22 protein-coding genes are annotated in these 20,607 nt (G+C 30.9%); 11 read left to right on the forward strand and 11 right to left on the reverse strand.

Annotated elements, in window-relative coordinates; all coding sequences use genetic code 11:
- Positions 1-52 precede the first annotated feature (52 nt).
- From AC5YGC_RS03595 to AC5YGC_RS03625, 7 genes are read left to right on the forward strand one after another with little or no spacing between them, the layout of a single operon-like run.
- Positions 53-1,306: a sarcosine oxidase subunit beta family protein gene (locus AC5YGC_RS03595; protein ID WP_496140269.1), complete on the forward strand. Its 1,254-nt coding sequence runs from the start codon at positions 53-55 to the stop codon at positions 1,304-1,306.
- Positions 1,306-1,581: a sarcosine oxidase subunit delta family protein gene (locus AC5YGC_RS03600; protein WP_496140270.1), complete on the forward strand. Its 276-nt coding sequence runs from the start codon at positions 1,306-1,308 to the stop codon at positions 1,579-1,581. The genes AC5YGC_RS03595 and AC5YGC_RS03600 overlap by 1 nt, the downstream gene beginning before the upstream one ends.
- Before the next feature lie 4 nt (positions 1,582-1,585).
- Positions 1,586-4,594, forward strand: a complete 3,009-nt coding sequence (locus AC5YGC_RS03605) for a sarcosine oxidase subunit alpha family protein (RefSeq protein ID WP_496140271.1) — start codon at positions 1,586-1,588, stop codon at positions 4,592-4,594.
- A complete protein-coding gene (locus AC5YGC_RS03610) occupies positions 4,587-5,150 on the forward strand; it encodes a sarcosine oxidase subunit gamma family protein (RefSeq protein WP_496140272.1) in 564 nt (187 codons plus the stop codon). Before AC5YGC_RS03605 ends, AC5YGC_RS03610 begins: the two co-directional genes overlap by 8 nt.
- 36 nt (positions 5,151-5,186) lie before the next feature.
- Positions 5,187-5,954, forward strand: coding sequence for a transporter substrate-binding domain-containing protein (locus tag AC5YGC_RS03615; RefSeq protein WP_496140273.1), 768 nt, complete (start codon positions 5,187-5,189; stop codon positions 5,952-5,954).
- 40 nt (positions 5,955-5,994) lie between these two features.
- A complete protein-coding gene (locus AC5YGC_RS03620; RefSeq protein ID WP_415315785.1) occupies positions 5,995-6,735 on the forward strand; it encodes an amino acid ABC transporter permease in 741 nt (246 codons plus the stop codon).
- Positions 6,735-6,992 carry a GNAT family N-acetyltransferase gene (locus AC5YGC_RS03625; protein ID WP_415285706.1) on the forward strand — a complete coding sequence of 86 codons (258 nt, stop codon included), beginning with the start codon at positions 6,735-6,737 and terminating at the stop codon, positions 6,990-6,992. Before AC5YGC_RS03620 ends, AC5YGC_RS03625 begins: the two co-directional genes overlap by 1 nt.
- A gap of 79 nt (positions 6,993-7,071) precedes the next feature.
- Here the strand turns inward: AC5YGC_RS03625 and AC5YGC_RS03630 are convergent, their stop codons facing one another.
- The 11 genes from AC5YGC_RS03630 to gatC all read right to left on the reverse strand — a co-directional run bounded on the left by AC5YGC_RS03630 (position 7,072) and on the right by gatC (position 17,245).
- Positions 7,072-7,227 (reverse strand): hypothetical protein, encoded by a 156-nt coding sequence (locus AC5YGC_RS03630; RefSeq protein WP_415285707.1) that lies wholly within the window; start codon positions 7,225-7,227, stop codon positions 7,072-7,074.
- A gap of 213 nt (positions 7,228-7,440) precedes the next feature.
- On the reverse strand, positions 7,441-8,349 hold the full coding sequence (locus AC5YGC_RS03635) for a hypothetical protein (protein ID WP_496140274.1): 909 nt from the start codon (positions 8,347-8,349) through the stop codon (positions 7,441-7,443).
- Positions 8,346-9,371, reverse strand: coding sequence for a hypothetical protein (locus AC5YGC_RS03640; protein WP_496140275.1), 1,026 nt, complete (start codon positions 9,369-9,371; stop codon positions 8,346-8,348). The genes AC5YGC_RS03635 and AC5YGC_RS03640 overlap by 4 nt, the downstream gene beginning before the upstream one ends.
- A gap of 219 nt (positions 9,372-9,590) precedes the next feature.
- A complete protein-coding gene (locus AC5YGC_RS03645; RefSeq protein WP_496140276.1) occupies positions 9,591-10,481 on the reverse strand; it encodes an SHOCT domain-containing protein in 891 nt (296 codons plus the stop codon).
- A 155-nt stretch (positions 10,482-10,636) separates the two neighbouring features.
- Positions 10,637-11,122, reverse strand: a complete 486-nt coding sequence (locus tag AC5YGC_RS03650) for a thermonuclease family protein (protein ID WP_496140277.1) — start codon at positions 11,120-11,122, stop codon at positions 10,637-10,639.
- Positions 11,085-12,455 (reverse strand): MATE family efflux transporter, encoded by a 1,371-nt coding sequence (locus AC5YGC_RS03655; protein ID WP_496140278.1) that lies wholly within the window; start codon positions 12,453-12,455, stop codon positions 11,085-11,087. Before AC5YGC_RS03655 ends, AC5YGC_RS03650 begins: the two co-directional genes overlap by 38 nt.
- A 9-nt stretch (positions 12,456-12,464) precedes the next feature.
- Complete coding sequence (trhO, locus tag AC5YGC_RS03660; protein WP_496140279.1) at positions 12,465-13,370, reverse strand: oxygen-dependent tRNA uridine(34) hydroxylase TrhO; 906 nt, start codon at positions 13,368-13,370, stop codon at positions 12,465-12,467.
- Positions 13,370-14,020 (reverse strand): class I SAM-dependent methyltransferase, encoded by a 651-nt coding sequence (locus AC5YGC_RS03665; protein ID WP_496140280.1) that lies wholly within the window; start codon positions 14,018-14,020, stop codon positions 13,370-13,372. The genes trhO and AC5YGC_RS03665 overlap by 1 nt, the downstream gene beginning before the upstream one ends.
- 4 nt (positions 14,021-14,024) lie before the next feature.
- The gene (gatB, locus tag AC5YGC_RS03670) at positions 14,025-15,500 is read right to left on the reverse strand and encodes an Asp-tRNA(Asn)/Glu-tRNA(Gln) amidotransferase subunit GatB (protein WP_496140281.1); all 1,476 of its coding nucleotides are present in this window, start codon (positions 15,498-15,500) and stop codon (positions 14,025-14,027) included.
- Positions 15,501-16,958 carry an Asp-tRNA(Asn)/Glu-tRNA(Gln) amidotransferase subunit GatA gene (gene gatA, locus AC5YGC_RS03675; protein ID WP_496140282.1) on the reverse strand — a complete coding sequence of 486 codons (1,458 nt, stop codon included), beginning with the start codon at positions 16,956-16,958 and terminating at the stop codon, positions 15,501-15,503.
- The gene (gene gatC / locus AC5YGC_RS03680; protein ID WP_496140283.1) at positions 16,958-17,245 is read right to left on the reverse strand and encodes an Asp-tRNA(Asn)/Glu-tRNA(Gln) amidotransferase subunit GatC; all 288 of its coding nucleotides are present in this window, start codon (positions 17,243-17,245) and stop codon (positions 16,958-16,960) included. The genes gatA and gatC overlap by 1 nt, the downstream gene beginning before the upstream one ends.
- A 51-nt stretch (positions 17,246-17,296) precedes the next feature.
- Here gatC and ruvX point away from each other — a divergent pair, with 51 nt between their 5' ends.
- The 4 genes from ruvX to plsY are packed head-to-tail and all read left to right on the forward strand — an operon-like array spanning position 17,297 to position 20,601.
- Positions 17,297-17,752, forward strand: a complete 456-nt coding sequence (gene ruvX / locus AC5YGC_RS03685) for a Holliday junction resolvase RuvX (RefSeq protein WP_496140284.1) — start codon at positions 17,297-17,299, stop codon at positions 17,750-17,752.
- 42 nt (positions 17,753-17,794) lie between these two features.
- On the forward strand, positions 17,795-18,736 hold the full coding sequence (locus AC5YGC_RS03690; protein WP_496140285.1) for an aspartate carbamoyltransferase catalytic subunit: 942 nt from the start codon (positions 17,795-17,797) through the stop codon (positions 18,734-18,736).
- Positions 18,737-20,023, forward strand: coding sequence for a dihydroorotase (gene pyrC, locus AC5YGC_RS03695; RefSeq protein ID WP_496140286.1), 1,287 nt, complete (start codon positions 18,737-18,739; stop codon positions 20,021-20,023).
- A gap of 2 nt (positions 20,024-20,025) precedes the next feature.
- Positions 20,026-20,601 carry a glycerol-3-phosphate 1-O-acyltransferase PlsY gene (gene plsY, locus AC5YGC_RS03700; protein WP_496140287.1) on the forward strand — a complete coding sequence of 192 codons (576 nt, stop codon included), beginning with the start codon at positions 20,026-20,028 and terminating at the stop codon, positions 20,599-20,601.
- Positions 20,602-20,607 lie beyond the last annotated feature (6 nt).

The raw sequence follows: 20,607 nt of genomic DNA on the forward strand, positions 1-20,607 counted from the left end.
AACCGATTGTATTGAATATTCAATATTTATAAAGTAATTCTTGAATAATATTATGAAAAATAAGTATTCAATATTCTCATTAGTTAAAAATGCTTTTTCCTATCATGAAAATTGGCAAAAAGCTTGGAAAGATCCCGCTATAAAAAAAGAATATGATGCAGTTATTATTGGTGGTGGTGGTCATGGTTTGGCAACTGCGTATTATTTAGCAAAAAAACATAATATGAAAAATATTGCTGTTGTAGAAAAAGGCTGGATTGGTGGTGGAAATACAGGAAGAAATACTACGATTATACGATCCAATTATTTATGGGATGCTAGTGCTGGTCTTTATGATCATGCATTAAAATTATGGGAAGGTTTATCTCAAGAAATAAATTACAATGTTATGTTTAGTCAAAGAGGTGTAATGAATCTTGCACATAACTTACAAGACGTTAGAGATTTAAAAAGAAGAACACATGCTAATAGATTAAATGGCATAGATGCAGTTTACTTAAGCACAAAAGAAGTTAAAAAATTTTGTCCTATCATTAATACTTCACAAGATATTCGATACCCCGTATTGGGTGGAACTTTACAAAGAAGAGCTGGTACCGCAAGACATGATGCTGTCGCTTGGGGATATGCTAGGGGTGCAGATGAAATGGGTGTAGATATAATTCAAAATTGTGAAGTTAAAGGAATTAAAAGAAACGGGGATGAAGTAGAAGGTATTGAGACAACAAAAGGTTTTATAAAAACTAAAAAAGTTGGAGTAGTTGCCGCTGGTCATTCAAGTGTATTAGCGAATATGGCAGGCTTAAGGTTGCCTTTAGAAAGTAAGCCTCTTCAAGCTCTAGTTTCAGAGCCAGTTAAACCAATTATTGATACAGTGGTAATGTCTAACGCTGTTCATGCTTATGTTAGTCAGTCTGACAAAGGTGAACTTGTAATAGGTGCTGGTACTGATGATTATATTTCTTATTCACAAAAAGGTAGTCATGATATTGTTGAGGGTACATTGAATGCAATCTTAGAGCTTTATCCAATTTTTAGTAGAATGAGAATGCTTCGACAATGGGGTGGAATAGTAGATATTTGCCCAGACGCTAGTCCTATTATTAGCAAAACAACTGTAAAGGGTTTGTATTTTAATTGTGGTTGGGGAACTGGTGGATTTAAGGCAACACCTGGATCAGGTGATTTATTTGCTCACACAATAGCAAACGATGAACCACATAAGTTAAATGCAGCATTTAATTTGAATAGGTTCATTAGTGGAGACCTTGTTGATGAACATGGTGCAGCGGCGGTAGCTCACTAATGTTTTTAATTACTTGTCCTTTTTGTGGTGAACGTGAACAAAGTGAATTTAAAGCTGGTGGTGAAGCTCATATTGAAAGACCTAAACAACCTACAGAACTAAGCGATGATGAATGGGCAGAATATTTATTTATGAGGAAAAATATTAAAGGTATTCAATTTGAAAGATGGAACCATACACATGGTTGTAGAAAATGGTTCAATATGGTTAGGGATACTTCTAACGACAAAATTAAAGCCGTATATAAAATGGGTGAAAAACCTCCTGTAAAATAATTTAATGCTGAAAAATTTAAGAGTTACAACCAGCAAGTATATTGATGAAACTTCTAGAGTTTCTTTTAAATTCAATGGAAAATCATATTTTGGATACAAAGGTGATACTCTTGCTTCAGCTCTACTCGCTAATGATGTTCATTTAGTAGGGAGAAGTTTTAAATATCATAGACCACGTGGAATAATGACTTCTGGCTCTGAAGAGCCTAATGCAATCGTACAGGTTAATAACAATACAGCACTTACAGAACCAAATGTTAGGGCTACTGAACTTGAGATCTATCACGGTCTTGAGGCAAATAGCCAAAATTGTTGGCCTAGTGTTGATTTTGATATTGGAGGTATAAATAATTTTCTATCTCCTCTTCTGCCTGCTGGTTTTTATTACAAAACTTTTATGTGGCCTGCTAACTTTTGGGAAAAATATGAATATGTAATAAGACATTCTGCTGGACTAGGAAAATCACCAACTGAGCCTGACCCAGACATATATGATCATAAATACATTCATTGTGATGTTTTGGTAATTGGAGCTGGTATTAGTGGAATTATGGCTGCAAAAACTGCAGCAAAAAATAATCTTAAAACATTGTTACTTGATGAAAAAAATGAAATTGGAGGATCTACAATTTTCCAAAACTCTGAACATATAAAAATAAATGATCAAAATTCTTCTACTTGGTTAGAAAATGAAATTAATGAATTAAGAAGTATTGAAAATTTAGAAATTAAAACAAGAACTAGTGTTGCCGCTTATCATGGATACAATTATTTATTAGCAAGAGAAAATTTAACTGATCACCTTCCAAAAAATGAAAAAAACAAAAAAATAAGACAAAGATTGTTAAAAATTAGAGCTAAAAAAGTTATTGTTGCTACTGGCTCTTTAGAAAGACCTCTAGTATTTAATAATAATGACAGACCAGGTATTATGCTTTCATCTGCAGTTAAAAAATATGCAGATTATTATGGTGTTGCAACTGGTCAAAAGAATGTATTTTTTACTAATAATGATACTGCCTATGAAAGTGTGATGTCATTAAATAAAAAAGGTATTAAAGTTGAAGCTATCATAGATATTAGAGAACAATCTAATACCGCATTTACTAAAGAAGCTGAAGATTTAGGGATTAAAATTTATAGGTCATACACAGTTGTAAATACAAGGGGTTATAAAAAAATTAATAAAATTACGATAATGGAATTATCAAGAGACGGACAATCTTTTGCTAACCAGGAGAAAATAGAACTTGATTGTGATTGTCTAGCTATTGCTGGTGGATGGACGCCAGCTGTTCATTTATTTACTCAATCTGGAGGTAAGTTAAAATTTAGAGAAAAAGATCAAGTTTTTATTCCAGATACATACCCATCAGATCAAATTAGTATTGGCTCAAGTAATGGGGATTTTGAATTAGATGATATTATAAAAAATTCTACAAAAGCTTTAAAAGAATTTCTAAATATAAAAGAAACTGAATTTGATAATTTAGAAATAAATTGTCCAAAAGATAATGAGATTAGAACTATTTGGTTACTTCCATCTAATAAAGTTTTAGGAAAAACAAAACCTTTTGTTGATTATCAAAATGATGCAACTGCAAAAGATATTAAACTTGCTCTAAGAGAAGGCTTTAGATCAATTGAACATGTAAAAAGATATACAACAACTGGAATGGGTACAGATCAAGGTAAGCTTGGTAATATGCATGCCCTTGGTATTATTGCGGAAACTGCTGGAATTAAGATGGGCGAGCTTGGAACAACAACGTTTAGACCCCCCTACACACCTTTAACATTTGGAACAATTGTTGGTCGAAATGTTGGTCAATATTTTGATACATTTAGAAGAACGCCAATGAATGACTGGCATAAAAAAAACAAAGCTGAATTTGAAAATGTAGGTCAGTGGAAAAGAGCTTGGTACTATCCAAAAAATAACGAAACTATGCATGAGTCAGTTCAAAGAGAAAGTAAAGCTGCAAGGAATAGTGCTGGCATATTAGATGCTTCAACACTTGGTAAAATTGACATTCAGGGCACTGACGCTTCAGAATTTTTAAATAGAGTTTATACAAATGCATGGTCAAAACTAGCCATAGGAAAATGTCGTTATGGTTTAATGCTTAATGAAGATGGTATGGTTTATGATGATGGAGTTACAACTAGACTTGATGAAAATCATTATATCATGACAACAACAACTGGTGGTGCTGCAAACGTATTAGGAAAATTAGAAGATTACCTTCAAACAGAATGGCCTGAGCTAGATGTTTATTTGTCATCAGTAACCGATCATTATGCAACAGCTAGTATTTGTGGACCAAATAGTAAAAAAATTTTAAATAAATTAATACCTGATCTTGATCTTTCAGATGAAAGCTTTCCACACATGTCTTTCAAGAACACAAAAATTGATAATATCAAATGTAGGATTATGCGTATTAGTTTTACAGGTGAGCATAGTTATGAAATCAATATTCAGGCGAACTATGGTGAAGATTTGTGGAAGAAATGCATGGAAGCAGGTGAAGAGTTTAATATCACTCCTTATGGTACTGAGACAATGCACTTATTAAGAGCTGAAAAAGGATTTATTATTGTTGGCCAAGATACTGATGGAACAATGACACCTATAGATTTACAAATGGATTGGATTGTTAGTAAAAAGAAATATGACTTTATTGGTAAAAGATCTCTTTATAGATCTGACACCATGAAAGATGATAGAAAACAATTAGTAGGTTTAGTGACAGATAATCCAACTGAAGTTTTAGAAGAAGGAGCTCAGATAGTTGCTAATACAAACCGAACACCTGTTGAGATGTTAGGTCACGTTACATCAAGTTACTATAGTCCTAATTTAAATAAATCAATTGCACTGGCAGTAGTTAGAGGTGGAAAAAATATGCTAGGACAAAAATTATTCATTCCTATGGAAGATAAAAATATTAATGTAACTATTGTTGACCCTGTTTTTTTTGATAAAGAAAATGTGAGGTTAAATGCTTAATTATAAAACCTCTATTAAGGGAGGCATAACTTATTCTGATTTAGTAATTAAAGAAATTAAACCTATTATGAAATTGATTATAAGAGGTAAAACAAAAGATTTTATTACGGCTATTGGTAAAAATCTTAATATGGCCTTACCTACTGAAGCTAATACATCAACAAAAGCAGAGAAATTAACTGCATTTTGGTTAAGTCCTGATGAATGGATGTTGATATCAAATGAAACTGTGAATGAGAATAATAACACTTATCATGTTGAAGATGAATTAATCAAAAATATATCTAAAGTTAAATTGGGAGCAGTAACTGATGTGAGTGACCAATTTGTAATGCTGAATATAAAAGGCAGTAAAGTTTTTGATTTATTTGCTACAGGGTCGCCTTTTAACTTTAATGAATTTAAAAATAAGAAAGGTTCAGTTGTTCAGACAATTTTATCTCATATTGATGTAATTATTTATCTTACGGAAATAAATGAGGTAAATTTATTTGTTAGACGCTCTTTTTCTCAACATTTACACTCTTGGATGAGTGATAGTGCGTCAAGGTTATAACCTTATATTTTCTTAAATCTTTGCTATATGAGGTGTATGAAAAAAATACTCCTTGTGGTGCTATTAGCACTTTTACCCTTCTCTCTTAACGCAGAATCTAAACTTGATCAGATTATATCTACTGGTGAGTTAAAAGTTGGAACTACAGGCGACTGGGATCCAATGACGATGAAGGATCCAGCTACTAATAAGTATGTTGGTTTTGATATTGATGTAATGAGTGAACTAGCAAAAGATATGGGTGTAAAAATTACTTTTGTACCTACAGAATGGAAAACTATTGTTTCAGGAATTACTGCAGGAAGATATGATATTTCTACAAGTGTAACTAAAACTCCAAAAAGAGCAGAAGTTGCTGGATTTACAGATACTTACTACAAGTATGGAACTGTTCCACTAGTACTTAAAAAGAATTTAAAAAAATATTCAACGTGGAACTCTTTGAACAATAAAGGTGTAACTATTGCTACAACACTTGGGACCTCTCAAGAGGAAAAAGCTAAAGAATTTTTTCCAAAATCTAAATTGCAATCAGTTGAATCTCCTGCAAGAGACTTTCAAGAAGTATTAGCTGGAAGAGCAGATGGAAACATTACAAGTTCAACAGAGGCCAATAAATTAGTTATAAAATACCCTCAATTAGCAATTGTTCCTGATGGAGAGAAAAATCCTGCCTTTTTAGCAATGATGGTTGGTAAGAATGATCAAATTTGGAATGATTATGTTAATGCGTGGATTAAGGATAAGAAATCATCTGGTTTCTTTAATAAACTACTCGCTAAATATAATTTAAAAAGCTTATAAAAAATTAGATATTAATCTCTAATTCATTATAACTTTAAGAGTGAAAAATTTACTTTTTTTACTTTTAATTTTACCCCTTAACTCTTGTAGTGGTCAAGAGTTAGGGTGGTTTATTCTTTCACCTAATAATGTTGAGGGATTAACTAACCTAAAATTTTTACTAAGTGGTTTAACAACAACTATTTATATCTCAGTAATATCTATAATTATTTCTGCAATTTTAGGTTTTATTGTTGCAATACCCTCTTTAGCTAAAAATAAATTTTTAACATACATAAACATTGGATATGTAGAAATTGTAAGAGCAATACCTCTACTTGTTTTAATTTTATGGATTTATTACGGTCTACCTATAATGACTGGTTTAAGTTTCAGTCCATTTGTGTCTGGAATAATTGCACTAGCAATAAGTGAGAGTGCTTTTCAAGCAGAAATCTTTAGAGCAGGCATAAACTCAATTAAAAAATCACAGTGGGAAGCAGGTTCGTCACTAGGTTTAACTTTCTATAAAAGATTAAGATTAGTAATCCTTCCACAAGCAATTAAAAACATCCTTCCTGCATTAGGTAACCAGTTTGTATATGTGTTAAAGATGTCTTCATTAGTATCAATTATAGGTATTGGTGACTTAACAAGAAAAGCTAATGAATTAGTTGTGTCAACTTATAGACCGTTAGAAATTTATACATTTTTAATTTTAGAGTATTTAATTTTAATATTAATTGTTTCATTCTTTGTGAGAAAATTAGAAAAAAAACTTGAACAAGATGGAAATAATTAATGAATAATTTAAATAATACAAATTACGATATAGACCTAAGTGATGGTGTTATTACATTTAAAAACATTAATACTACACTTGGTTTTGTTAGATATAATGAGACAGCTGAAGTAGAATATATTTTTGTTAATCCCATGTTTAGACGTCAAGGACTTGCTAAAAAGCTACTAAGTATTGTTGAGGAAAAAACTAAACTCAAACCTACGCCTCAAGACCCAATCAGTCCCCTAGGTGAAAAACTTTTTAAGATCAACTAAATAGAGGTTAGTTAAAATTCTGAGATACCAGGTAACAACATTCTTTATCTTGAGCTTAGTTAATAATATCGATTAACGTTTAAATTATTTTTGAAAGCTTATCCTTCATTGTTAATTTAAGTTTTTTTAGCGTTCTTAAATCATACCAAGTTTTTTGTCCTCTTTTTGATTTTCTTTCTTTTTCAGCAATATTTACTTGTTTTTTAAGATCTTTATGTATTTCTTTAATTTTCATGATTTAATAAATTTCTTCTTTCATATAAATCAAAATTAATTAACAAGAATTAAAACAGTAAACTTTACCCGTGACAGAGTGTAAGTAGGTAATCCAGGGCACCGGGTAACAGAACGCCCCTTATCACTCTCCTACTTCTCTTTATTTATAATGCTGATTAACGTTTAGATTACTTTTTGTCGGGCACAGGTCGGGATTTTACTTAAAAGTTTTTTAAAATATTCCTTCTAAATATTTAATTATATTTTTGTTTTTCGTTTCATAATCACCATAACATTTAGTTAGTGCTATACCATGATAAGTTTTTGAGGGTTCTCCTTTTTTACATCCTGATTGAGTTAAATTTAAAAATTTAACAGAATTTAAATTTGAAAATGATGAATAATCTTTTGGAGAATTATATTCATCTTTATCATGTGTTATAATAAATGCATTTAGTTTTGATAAATCTTCAACAAAACCATAATATCTTACGTCTTCCCACCAAGGCCAATCTTTTCTATTTTTAACTGTACCACCAGCTCCTGGGTGAAGACCTATAACACCTTTTGCTAGTTCAGGAAATTCTGCTTTTATTTTAATTGATTGCCAACCACCAGAGGAGTGACCTGCAAGAATAATGTTTTCGAATCCTTCTTCTATAAAGCTATCAACTTTTTTTTTAATAACTCTTCGTCTTTGATTTTGTTTTTGTTTATTAATTAAAGGGGTTCCATCTTTATCTTTTAATTCTATTGCTAGTTTTCCTGATTTTTCATGGGCTTTCCACATTTTAGTTTGTTCTTTTTTTGACCACCCTTTTGCGCCTGTACAAAGACGATAGATTTTTATATTAAAATTTCTTATCTTTTTATTATGCAGATATCTTATAACTCTAGGAACATTGTTCGAAGGACTTGTGCACTTGTCAGTCACCTGATCATAATCAGAACCATGATTATAAATAATTAAAATAGTATTTTTTTTATCAGTTATTTGATCTTTAGAATAAACTTTTCCTTTAGTATCAACAAAACCATTGTTTTTTGAAATTTTTTTTAATTCTTTATCAAATTTTGAGTCTGCATAAGCATTCACACTCAACCACAAGCCCAGAACCACGATCCCTAAAAGTTTTTTCATTTAACTTTTGAAACAATAAAATCTAAAATTTGAGGATAGTAATCTTGAAAACAAGAATAATAAAGCATTACATGCCCTCTAGCTTTTTTCTTCATTTCTTTCTTTTCTTTTTTATCAACTGGCTTAAATCCTTTATGTTTTTTTTTAACATCATGGGTCTCTTCCCATCCCGCTTGCATTCTTGGCAAATCTTTACACAGTTTTCCATTTACAGAAATTTCTCTACCATTTTTTGCATTGTGACCAGCTAATTCAATCATAGTGGCACCCGGTATATCTCCTATCCATTTTAAATATTTGTAATCACTATGCCAGTCTGCATGACCGTCAACGGGACTTGAAAAACTAATTGAAGAAAGTTCTTTAAAAGTTTTTATTTCATCAATTAACATTTTTCTTATAGGCCCATTTGGCTTTCTGTCCCAACAATTAGGCATATAAGCGATAGCACTGTTAAAAGCATCAGGGTATTTTCCTTTAAGTCTAAGTGCGTTCCATGCACCACAAGAATGTCCTGATAAAAATATTTGGTTTCTAGGTGTGCCTTTACTTGCAAAATAATCTATAGCTTCCTTTGTTCTTTTTTCTCTTAAATAAGTAGGAAAATTATTTATAACACAGTCATACCATGGAGGATGATAACCTCCTCTAAGTTTCCATCCACAAGCATATCCAATTTCTTTCCCTTTAAAAGGATCATTCTTTTTGTCAATTAAACTTCCATTCATCCATAAAACGGTTTCTTTTCCTTTAATATTTTTTCCAGAAAGATTAGGTGCCATTAATTTTGCTAAGCTAGAAGCCCAGCCTGGTCCCCAGCTTTTATCCCATCCCCACCCACCATGATTGAAAATAATTATGATTTTGTTTTCTGGGTTTTCAATATCTCTACCTTTCTGAATTTTTAATTTTTTTCCATCTGACCAAACAAAAGCATCAAAATTATTTGGCCTATGGTCGTTAGCAAAAGAAGTATTAGTCCACAACAAACTCAGAACTATAATCCCTAAAATCTTTTTCATGAACCACGATCCTAGCACCAATATCTTTGTCGGGCTAGTGTCGGGATTTTAGGTAATTTTGTACCCTCTAGTATTTCAACTTTGTTGCAAAATAAGGATTATAGAAGCACGGTCTGGGGCACTGGGTAACAGAACGCCCCTTCACACTCTCCTACTTCTCTTTATTTATAATGCTGATTGGTATTTTAATTGCGCCTGTTCACACATAGCTCACAATTTTTAGTTTAAAAGTATCTTTTTTGCCTTATCAAATTCATCTTGAGTTATTGCACCAGCATCTAGTAGCTCTTTCAAACCTTTTATCTGACCTACAATGTCACCTTTATTTGCATCTGTAGATTTTTTAACCTTTTTAGTTCCTGCTTTTTCAACATTAATTGATGCCTGTGTAAAGTTTTCTTCAGGGTTAAGTGTTAGTCCACCTTTAACTTTATTAAGTTTATTAAATCGATCAACTAAATTTGCTGAAATGCTAATATACTTTTTTAAAAACTCCTCATGTTTTGGGTAATTCATAACCTTTTGCATATGAAATTCATTTGTGTCCCATTCTAAACTTTTAGGCTTTGGTACTCCATCAAGTTCAGGGTTATAATAGTATTCTGACTCATATAATCTTGATCCCTTTGCATAATCATGTTTGCTATAAACAAATATATCTGGACTTTTTATTTTATTTGCAATTTCATAGTCTCTAACTTCTTTCCAAAAGCCTTTGTTAGCCCCAATATCAGATCTCGAATGATTTACCATCCAGCAAGCAAACTTCTTATTAGCTAATTTTTTTTTTATAAAATAAACATTTGTTCTCTTGCACATTTTTCCAGGGTTCCACCATTCCCATTGAGTGCCACCTGTTGCCATAATTTTTATTGACCACCTTAGAACTCCAGTATCTTCATCAATTTGAACCAACATAACGTCTCTAAATTCTTTTGATTTTTTAATTACTGCAACTGTAAATTTTCCTGGTGGTAACGGAAACTTATCTCTTTTTCCAAAAGATACTTCATTTTCAACTATGTCACCTACTTTGGCAGAGAATTTTGCTGCGTAAGCATTTGCACTCAACAACAAACCCAGAACCACGATTCCTAAAAGCTTTTTCATGTATTAGATCCTAGCACAAAATCAGTTCATATACAGTTCACAATTTCACTCAAACTTTAAATAGGTTCTAGATTAGGTTGCATCAACATCGTTGCAAAATAAGGATTATAGAAGCACGGTCTGGGGCACTGGGTAACAGAACTACCCTTCTAACTTTAATTTTTCTTAGATTTTCTATAATCCCAAGGGTAGTCAAACTCCATAGACCACATGCCTATTTTATTGATTCTTGCATAATCTTCATCACTTACAAACTTTTTTGAATATCTTCTGTACGCAAATGCATAGCCACTTTTAACTAAATAGCTTGATAGGCTTTCATTATTAACAAAACATTCTGCTAGTGTTCTTTTGTATTGATCTTTTCCTTCACTAATACATTCAACATTATTATTTCCAATTTTATCAATAAGAATTTGCTTTGCTGTAACACCACAAAAAACTTTAATACCTTCTTTAAGACAAGTTTGTTTCAATTCAGGTGTATCTATTCCAGTAAATCTAATTTTTTCTCCATTAAGATGAATTGTATCTCCATCAACAATTTTGATTGTTTGAGATTTAACTTGGTTAATAGTTAAAATGAATATTAGTACTGAAACACTAATAAGAAAAATGGCTTTTCTTTTGTTTAAAAACATTATTTAAAAAGTATCCAATAAAGATGATTACTGCAATACCCATAAACCAATTGGTTGCCATGATGGTGTAAAAAATATCCTCGTAATCTCCACCTTTAATATTAATTACATACCATAATGATAAGAAAGGAAATGCGGTTAATCTTAGAACGCTTAAGTAAAGACTGTAAACTGGCTTTTTAAGTGCCTGAAAAACTGCCGTTGTAATAAAGAACACAGGATAAATAGGAGCAATTAATGCAGCAACTTTTAAATATATAGCACCATGATAAATGGCTTCTGCATTATCTGTAAATTGAGATACAAATAACTCTGCACCGAAGAATAAAATGATACCCGCTACAGCCATGAATGATGATCCAAAAAATAATGCTTTAGTATAAAGCTCTCTTATACGGTTGTAATTTTTAGCACCAAAGTTTTGTCCACCAATAGAAAGTACTGCTGTATTTAAACCAATTACTGGAAGCAAAAAAACTTGCTCAACTCTTAAAGCTGCACCATAACCTGCTGTTGCAAGGTCACCAAATTGTCCAATAAAATATAAAATATTAAAAATACCTACACCAATAAACAACATACTAATCATTATTGGCATTGCTTGTGAGAACAATTCTTTAAGAAGAATAAATTTAGGAATAAAGCATTTAATAGATAGATACTTTCTTAATTTACATGAGTTAATTTTGTAAGCTAAATAAATTGTACCAATAGATTGAGCAATAACAGTTGCTATTGCTAGACCACCTATACCATAAGCTGGAACAATTCCGTATCCCCAGATAAATAATGGGTTTAAAAAAATATTTAAAAAGAAACTAAAGATAAGAACATTTCTATAGCTCTTAGTATCGCCCTGTGCATTCAAAGCTCCATTTAAAGATATTTGGATCATAACTATAAATGTTCCATAAAAAATTATATCTAAATATTCTCTAGTTAAAGCGATACCAGTGGCATCAGAACCCATGACACCCAAGAGAAAATCTGAAGCATTTAATCCAAATAAAGTAACGACAACTGACGTGACCAATGCAAAAATTACTGATTGGGCAATAAATAGTGATGCTTTATTAATCTTTTTAGCACCTAATAAGTTACCAATGCCAGAGTTAGTTGCAGCACCAATACCAACGCCAACAGCAATGATGACAAAATAAATTGGAAATGATTTGGCTATTGCACTTATAGCTTCTGCAGAAATTCTACCCGCAAACCATGTATCAACTAAATTATAGAATGTTTGAAACAAAGAACCGACACTAGCTGGAATAGTTACTTTTTTAAGTAGTGACCAAATTGGATCTTTGGTTAAATTTATGGCTTTAGACAATTGTTTTTCCTATTTAAATTCTTTTTGAAATATATGCTTTGAACCACTCTTTTTAGCAAGGTTTATTTGTTTTTGTCTCATTCGAAATCTCTCTTTTTGAGTTTGAGTTAAATTATCATGACAGTTTACACATGAAACACCCTCCTCATATTTTTTAGACTTCTTATCTTTTAGTGAAACAGGTTTTCTACATCCACTGCATATTGAGTATGTGCCAGTTACCAATCCATGTTTAACACTGATTCTGTTATCAAAAACAAAGCATTCCCCATTCCATAGACTTTCTTTTTTCTTAACATTTTTTAAGTAATTTAAAATTCCACCTTTTAATTGATAAACATTTTTAAAGCCTTTTTTTTCTAAAAATACTGAAGCTTTCTCACATCTTATTCCACCAGTACAAAACATTGCAATTGGCTTTGTTTTTTTTAGTTTATTTAAGTATTTTGGAAATTCTCTAAAATTATCAACATCAGGATTAACAGATCTTTTAAAGGTACCCACATTATACTCAAATGGTTTTCTAGAATCTAAAACTAATGTTTCTTTATCACCAATCAACTTATTCCATTTATTAGGATCTACATGATTATCTTTTTTATTTTTTGATGATAAAGAAAGACCCATTGGAACTACTTCTTTTTTAATCTTAACTTTTGGTTTATGAAACGGTTGAAATTTACTTTTTGAAATATTTTCACTATCAAACTTTTTAAAATCTAATATTTTTTTAATCTTTGTGATGGTTGACTTTAGATCACTAGCTTTTCCTGAGATTGTTGCATTTACTCCTTCACTAGCTATAATTATTGTTCCTCGGATATTTTTTTTAATTAAATAATCTTGTAATAAAACCTTATTTTTTTTTAAAGAGGTAAGTTTTTTAAATTTGTAAAAACCAAATACATCGAACATTATAACACTCTACAAACAGTCATTCCATCACCTAAAGGTACAATAATTTGTTCCACTCTTTTATCGTTTGCAACATAAGTATTAAAATCTCTGATATTTATTGTGTACTTATCTAAATTATCTTCATCAGCAACTTCACCATGCCATAGGACATTGTCTACAATAATCAACCCACCTTTCTCCAATAACTTCAGTGATCTTTCATAATATTCTTTATAATTCATTTTATCAGCATCAATAAAAACCATATCAAATTTACTATTCTTTAATTCATCTAAACTATCTAATGCAGGCTTAACAATTGTTTGAATTTTATTATTCAGATTAGCTTTTTTAAAAAAAACTAATGCGATTTTGTTCGTTCCCTCATCTTTATCTAGCGCTACAAGTTTACCATCATCTGGTAATGCTAATGCTATAGAAAGTGCACTTAACCCAGTAAAAGTACCAATCTCAAGTACATTTTTAATGTTAGAAGTTTTTATAATCAAATGAAGAAAATGGCATTGAGATATTGCTACTTGCATTCTCTTAACGTCTCCAAGTGTATTATTGTAATCGATTATTTCTTGCTGAATGGGATTTAACTTTAAACTAAAATTATTTATATATTTTTCAAGTTTTTCAGTAATTTCAAGGTTCTTACCCATGATATTAAAGTTTCTTCTTCAATATCTCATTTATTAATTGAGGGTTAGCTTTACCACTTGAAGCTTTCATTACTTGACCCACAAAGAAACCAAACAGTTTTTCTTTGCCATTCTTATATTCAATAGCTTTTTCCCTGTTATCATTGATAATCTTATCTATTAAAGCCTCTAATGCTTTAGGGTCGCTTTCTTGCTTTAAACCTTTTTCTTCAACAATTATTTGGGGATCTATGTCTCCATCCATCATTAACTCAAATATTGTTTTAGCTATTTTGCCAGAAATTGTTCCATTCTTAATTAGATTAATTAACTTTGCCAAATTTTTTGCACTTATTGGGCTTTCAGATATTTCTAAATTTTTATTGTTTAATACAGCAAACAATTGACCCGTAATCCAGTTAACTGCTAACTTCATATCTTGGTTCTTACCCATCTTTGCAACTACTTCTTCAAAGTATTTCGCTGTTTCAATATCAGATACTAAAATTGTTGCTTCGTAAGAAGACACTTTAAACTTATCAATAAATCTTTTCTTTTTTTCGTCTGGCAGTTCAGGGATATCTGCTTTAAGTTTTTCAATAAATTCATCAGTTACTTCTAATGGTAATAAATCTGGATCTGGAAAATATCTATAATCATGAGCATCCTCTTTAGATCTCATAGATCTTGTTTCATTTTTTTTAGTATCAAATAACCTTGTTTCTTGGTCGATTGTTTTACCTTCTTCAATTAAATCAACTTGTCTGTTAGCTTCATAATCAATAGCCATTTGCATAAATTTAATTGAGTTAACATTTTTAATCTCACAACGAGTTCCAAGTTTATCTGAACCTTTAATTCTAACAGAAATATTAACGTCAGCTCTTAATGAACCTTCTTGCATATTTCCATCACACGTACCGAGATATCTCATAATAGATCTTAATTTTTTAACATAAGCACTAACCTCATCTGGAGTTCTCATGTCTGGTTTACTAACAATTTCCATCAAAGCTACACCTGATCTGTTTAAATCAACTAATGTATTTTGTGGGTCCATATCATGAATACTTTTTCCAGCGTCTTGCTCTAGGTGTAATCTTTCAATTCCTACTTCCTTTTGACCATGCGCCATATCAAGAACAACTGTACCCTCTCCTACTATTGGATATTTAAATTGTGAAATCTGATAACCTTGTGGAAGGTCTGCATAAAAATAATTTTTTCTATCAAAAACTGATCTTTTATTAATTTGAGCTCTTAAACCTATGCCCGTTTTAATTGCTTGTTTTACACAGTACTCATTAATAACTGGAAGCATTCCTGGAAATGCCGCATCAACTAAACTTACTTGCGTATTAGGTTCAGCACCAAATGTTGTTGATGAAGATGAGAATAATTTTGAATTTGATGTAACTTGAGCATGAACTTCAAGGCCAATTACTACTTCGTAAACATTGTCTCGTCTTTCGATTAAATATTCTGAATTATCTTTAGTCATTTATTTAATCCACCAATCAGTAATTGTATTTTTAAACTGGATTTTTTCTTCCATAGCATAAGCAATGTTTAAAATATTTTGTTCATCAAAAGCTTTACCAATAATTTGTAATCCCAATGGATAACCCTTAGCATCCACACCTGCTGGAATAGAAATCGCAGGTAATCCAGCTAAATTAACTGGAACTGTGAATATATCATTTAAGTACATTGAAACTGGGTCATTAGTTTTTTCACCAATTTTAAAAGCAGCACTTGGTGTTGATGGGGTTAAAATTGCATCAACTTTTTTGTAAGCTTCATCAAAATCATTTTTAATTAATTTTCTAACTTTTTGTGCCTTTAGATAATAAGCATCATAATAACCAGAGGATAAAACATATGTTCCTATCATTATTCTTCTTTGAACTTCGCTACCAAAACCTTCAGATCTTGTTTTTTCGTACATATCAATAAGGTTTTCACCTTTAGATCTAAAACCATACTTGACGCCATCATATCTAGCTAAGTTTGAAGAAGCTTCAGCTGGAGCTACTATATAATAAGCAGGTAAAGCATAATTTGTATGAGGTAATGAAATTTCAACAATTTCAGCACCACAATCTTTTGCATACTCAATTCCCTTAGTCCATAAATCTTCTATCTCTTTTGGCATTCCATCAACTCTATATTCTTTTGGAATTCCAATTTTCTTACCTTTAATATTGTTTGTTAATTCTTTACTGTATTCATTTCTTTTAAAATCAATTGATGTTGAATCTTTTTCATCATAAGTACTGATCACTTCTTGAAGCAATGCACAATCTTTTACATCTTTAGACATTGGCCCTGCTTGATCTAATGAAGATGCAAAAGCAACTATTCCGTATCTTGAGCAACTTCCATAAGTTGGCTTTAATCCAACTGTACCTGTAAATGAAGCAGGTTGTCTAATAGAGCCACCAGTATCAGTTCCAATTGTAATAGGTGTTAAATTAGCTGCTAGAGCTGATGCAGAGCCTCCTGAAGAGCCTCCTGGTACCAAACCTTTATCTACTGGACTTTGTACATTTCCAAAAAAACTAGTTTCATTAGATGAGCCCATTGCAAATTCATCACAATTTAACTTACCAAGTAATATTGCACCTTCATTCCAAATATTTTGAGTAACAGTAGACTCGTACGGTGGAATAAAATTATTTAAAATTTTACTACCTGCTGTAGTTTTTATATCTTTGGTGCAAAACAAATCTTTAACTGCCATTGGAACGCCCGGAAGCTTTAAATCAAAATTAGGTTTTTGATCAAAACTTTTAGCTTTCAAAAGTGCATTAGAAAAATCTTCTGTTATGTATGCATTTAAATCTCTAGACTTTTCTCCTCTATCAATAAAAGCTTTAGCAGTTTCTTCAGAAGAAATTTTTTTATCTTTAATATTTTTAACTAATTCAGTTAAAGTGAGCGATGTGATATCTGACATTATTCAACAACCCTTGGTACAACAAAAAAATCTTCATTTTCTTCTGGTGAGTTTTTTAATATTTGATCTCTTATATTTTTACTCTTAACTTCATCAGCTCTTAATTTTAATGTGGTTTCTGCAACAGAGGTTAAAGGTTCAACATTGTCAGTATTGAGTTCATTCAATTTTTCAATGAAATCAAATATAGAGTTAAGATCTCCAGCTAATTTATTAGCTTTTGCATCATCAACTGAGATTCTTGATAATTTAGATATATGCTTTATTGTTTTAAGATTAATTGTCATGTGGTAATTAAATATGTTGGCAAACTATCACTTAAGTATAAAATATACAATATGATCACAATTGAAGATTTTAAAATAAAATACTCAAATAAGGTAAGATTTATTGGTTTAGATTTAGGATCTAAAAGAATTGGCGTCGCAATTTGTGATGAAAGACAATCCATAGCCACACCCTTTAAAACCATAAACAAAACCAACACAAACGAACTAATTGATGAACTTAAGATAATAATTAAAGATAATAATATTGGTGGAATAATTGTAGGGAACCCAGTTAATATGGATGGCAGTCTAGGAAGATCTGCTCAATCAGTTAATGACGTTGCATCAAATATATCAAAATCTATAGACCTGCCTGTAATATTGTGGGATGAGAGACTTTCAACAGTTGGCGCATTTAATCTATCAAGTTTATTAGACGTTAATGTTTCAAAAAGAGTTAAAACAATTGATCAAAACGCTGCAGCCTTTATTTTACAAGGGGCAATAGACTTTTTAAATAATTAATACTTGCCATAGTGATGGTTAATAGTTATAGAGTTAATTTTAATGGCAACCAAAATAAATAAAGCTATTAAGATTTCTCAAAAACACCTCCTAGGTATTCAAGATCTTTCAATTAATGATGTTAATTTCATTCTAGAAGAAGCTAAAAGTTTCATTAAATTAAATCAAAGTAAAAATAAAAGATTAAATGTATTAAGTGGTAAAACTCAAATTAATTTGTTTTTTGAACCCTCCACTAGAACACAAAGTTCATTTGAATTAGCGGGGAAAAGATTAGGTGCAGATGTTATGTCAATGAATATGGCTAACTCAGCAATTAAGAAAGGTGAAACACTAATAGATACCGCAATGACTTTAAATGCAATGCATCCAGATATAATTGTAATTAGACACCAAGATTCAGGTGCATGTAATCTTTTATCCCAAAAAGTAAATTGTGCAGTACTTAATGCTGGTGATGGAAGCCGTGAACACCCCACTCAAGCTTTATTAGATGCTTTAACAATTATAAATCGTAAAAAGAAAATTGAAGGTTTAAGAGTTGCGATTTGTGGTGATATAACTCATTCACGTGTTGCGAGATCAAATATTTATCTTCTAAATATGTTGGGTGCAGAAGTTAACATTATAGCACCATCAAACTTAATGCCAAAAGAAATAGAAAAGTTTGGAGTTAATACATTTACAGATATGAAAAAAGGTCTGAAAGATTGTGATATTGTAATGATGCTAAGGTTACAAAGTGAAAGGATGACTAGTTCTTTCTTGTCTTCAAATAGAGAATACTATGAATATTATGGACTAACTCCAGATAAGCTTGCTCATGCAAAAGATGATGCTTTGATTATGCATCCAGGTCCAATGAATAGAGGGATCGAAATTGATACAAAATTGGCGGATGACATTAACAGAAGCGTAATTAAGGAACAGGTTGAACTAGGTGTTGCTGTTAGAATGGCTTGTTTAAAAATATTTTGTGAATAAATGAAAAAACAATACTTTATAAATGCAAATATAATTGACCCTTACAATTATATAAATGAGAATGGTGGATTAATTATTGGAGAAGATGGTTTAATTGAGGCTATTGGTAAAAAAGTAAATTCTAATAACATTCCTTCAAGAGAAAAAGTAATAGACTTAAATGGCAAATATATATTCCCAGGTCTTGTTGATATGCGCGTCTTTGCAGGTGAACCTGGTTACGAATATAAAGAAAATTTTAGAACACTAAGTAATGCAGCACTTGCAGGTGGTGTTACTTCAGTTGTTACTATGCCTAATACTGATCCAATTATAGATAACGTTTCAATAGTAGATTTTTTAAAAAGACGTGGAAGAGATAAGTCTAGAATTAATGTTTTTCCAAGTGCCGCTCTTACAAAAAACATTGAAGGAACTACCATGACTGAATTTGGTCTACTTCAAAGCAGAGGAATAATTGGATTTACCGATGGAGTTAAAACAATTCAAAATACTAGACTGATGTCTCGTATAATGAACTCAACAAAAGATTTAGGCACACTGATTATGCAGCATGCTGAAGATTATGATTTATCTAAAAATGGAATGATTAATTCTGGAATTATTGCAACCAAGCTTGGGTTATCTGGAATACCTGCTGTTGCCGAAAGAATAATTATTGAAAGAGATTTAACGTTACTTGAAAACATTAAATGCAGATATCATATATCACAAATCTCAGCCGCAAAATCAGTTGAAATTATTGAGGAAAGAAAAAATAAAGTTAAATTCACGACAGGTGTCTCCATAAATAATCTTTCATTAAATGAAAATGATATAGGAGATTTCAGAACCTTTTTAAAATTATCACCACCATTAAGAACTGAAGAAGATAGAATTGCTTTAGTACAAGGATTAAAAGATGAAATGATAGATGTTATTGTATCTGATCACAAACCAGAAGATGAAGAACAAAAAAGATTAACGTTTGCACAAGCATCTACAGGAGCTTCTGGAATAGAAACGCTTTTATCACTAAGTCTAGAGTTATATCACAATGGCTCTGTTAAATTAGAAACCATAATTAAAGCCTTAACATCAAACCCTGCAAAAATTTTAAAAATTGATAAGGGTAATCTTTCAGTGGGTAATGAGGCAGATTTTTGTATTGTAGACATTGATAAGCCATGGGTTGTCAAAAAAGATAAGCTTATATCCAAATCAAAAAATACCTCCATTGAAGACAAAAAACTCCAAGGTAAAGTCACAAATACATTTGTAAAAGGTGAAGAATTATTTAAGTTATAATAATGGAATATTTAATTATTGCATTAAGCTCATATTTATTAGGATCAATACCTTTTGGTTTTATACTTACAAAAATATTTTTAAAAAAAGATATTAGAGATATTGGCTCAGGAAACATTGGAGCTACAAATGCTCTTAGAACAGGTAATAAAACATTAGGTTACACAACTTTATTACTGGATATAACAAAAGCTGTATTACCTGTTTTATATGTAAAATTTAATTATCCCGATTATATCTTTATTGCATCATTAAGCGCGTTTTTAGGTCACGTTTTTCCAGTATGGCTTAAGTTTAAAGGGGGCAAAGGTGTTGCAACATATGTTGGAATATTATTTTCAATAAACATAATTTTGGGTTTAGTATTTATTATTAGTTGGGCTGGTACATTTCTTATTTCAAAATATTCATCACTTTCATCACTAATTGGTAGTTTAATGGTTCCAATGTATTTAATAATTTTTGAAAATTATAATTCAATTTTTTTCATAATAATGTTTGTGCTCATATTCTACACACACAGAAAAAACGTCAAACGATTAAAAAATAAAGAAGAAACCAAGACTAAAATTTATTGATTTGAC

It is taken from the genome of Candidatus Pelagibacter sp. uisw_138, assembly GCF_059512485.2.

Bases quoted from the DNA above. Each gene is read 5' to 3' on its own strand.
- gatC (WP_496140283.1), bottom strand. From the start codon at position 17,245: ATGACAATTAATCTTAAAACAATAAAGCATATATCTAAATTATCAAGA.
- AC5YGC_RS03600 (WP_496140270.1), top strand. From the start codon at position 1,306: ATGTTTTTAATTACTTGTCCTTTTTGTGGTGAACGTGAACAAAGTGAA.
- AC5YGC_RS03665 (WP_496140280.1), bottom strand. From the start codon at position 14,020: ATGGGTAAGAACCTTGAAATTACTGAAAAACTTGAAAAATATATAAAT.
- AC5YGC_RS03635 (WP_496140274.1), bottom strand. From the start codon at position 8,349: ATGAAAAAACTTTTAGGGATCGTGGTTCTGGGCTTGTGGTTGAGTGTG.
- AC5YGC_RS03625 (WP_415285706.1), top strand. From the start codon at position 6,735: ATGAATAATTTAAATAATACAAATTACGATATAGACCTAAGTGATGGT.
- AC5YGC_RS03650 (WP_496140277.1), bottom strand. From the start codon at position 11,122: ATGTTTTTAAACAAAAGAAAAGCCATTTTTCTTATTAGTGTTTCAGTA.
- pyrC (WP_496140286.1), top strand. From the start codon at position 18,737: ATGAAAAAACAATACTTTATAAATGCAAATATAATTGACCCTTACAAT.
- AC5YGC_RS03645 (WP_496140276.1), bottom strand. From the start codon at position 10,481: ATGAAAAAGCTTTTAGGAATCGTGGTTCTGGGTTTGTTGTTGAGTGCA.
- AC5YGC_RS03630 (WP_415285707.1), bottom strand. From the start codon at position 7,227: ATGAAAATTAAAGAAATACATAAAGATCTTAAAAAACAAGTAAATATT.
- AC5YGC_RS03690 (WP_496140285.1), top strand. From the start codon at position 17,795: ATGGCAACCAAAATAAATAAAGCTATTAAGATTTCTCAAAAACACCTC.
- gatB (WP_496140281.1), bottom strand. From the start codon at position 15,500: ATGACTAAAGATAATTCAGAATATTTAATCGAAAGACGAGACAATGTT.
- AC5YGC_RS03595 (WP_496140269.1), top strand. From the start codon at position 53: ATGAAAAATAAGTATTCAATATTCTCATTAGTTAAAAATGCTTTTTCC.
- AC5YGC_RS03640 (WP_496140275.1), bottom strand. From the start codon at position 9,371: ATGAAAAAGATTTTAGGGATTATAGTTCTGAGTTTGTTGTGGACTAAT.
- gatA (WP_496140282.1), bottom strand. From the start codon at position 16,958: ATGTCAGATATCACATCGCTCACTTTAACTGAATTAGTTAAAAATATT.
- plsY (WP_496140287.1), top strand. From the start codon at position 20,026: ATGGAATATTTAATTATTGCATTAAGCTCATATTTATTAGGATCAATA.
- AC5YGC_RS03610 (WP_496140272.1), top strand. From the start codon at position 4,587: ATGCTTAATTATAAAACCTCTATTAAGGGAGGCATAACTTATTCTGAT.
- ruvX (WP_496140284.1), top strand. From the start codon at position 17,297: ATGATCACAATTGAAGATTTTAAAATAAAATACTCAAATAAGGTAAGA.
- AC5YGC_RS03605 (WP_496140271.1), top strand. From the start codon at position 1,586: ATGCTGAAAAATTTAAGAGTTACAACCAGCAAGTATATTGATGAAACT.
- trhO (WP_496140279.1), bottom strand. From the start codon at position 13,370: ATGTTCGATGTATTTGGTTTTTACAAATTTAAAAAACTTACCTCTTTA.
- AC5YGC_RS03615 (WP_496140273.1), top strand. From the start codon at position 5,187: ATGAAAAAAATACTCCTTGTGGTGCTATTAGCACTTTTACCCTTCTCT.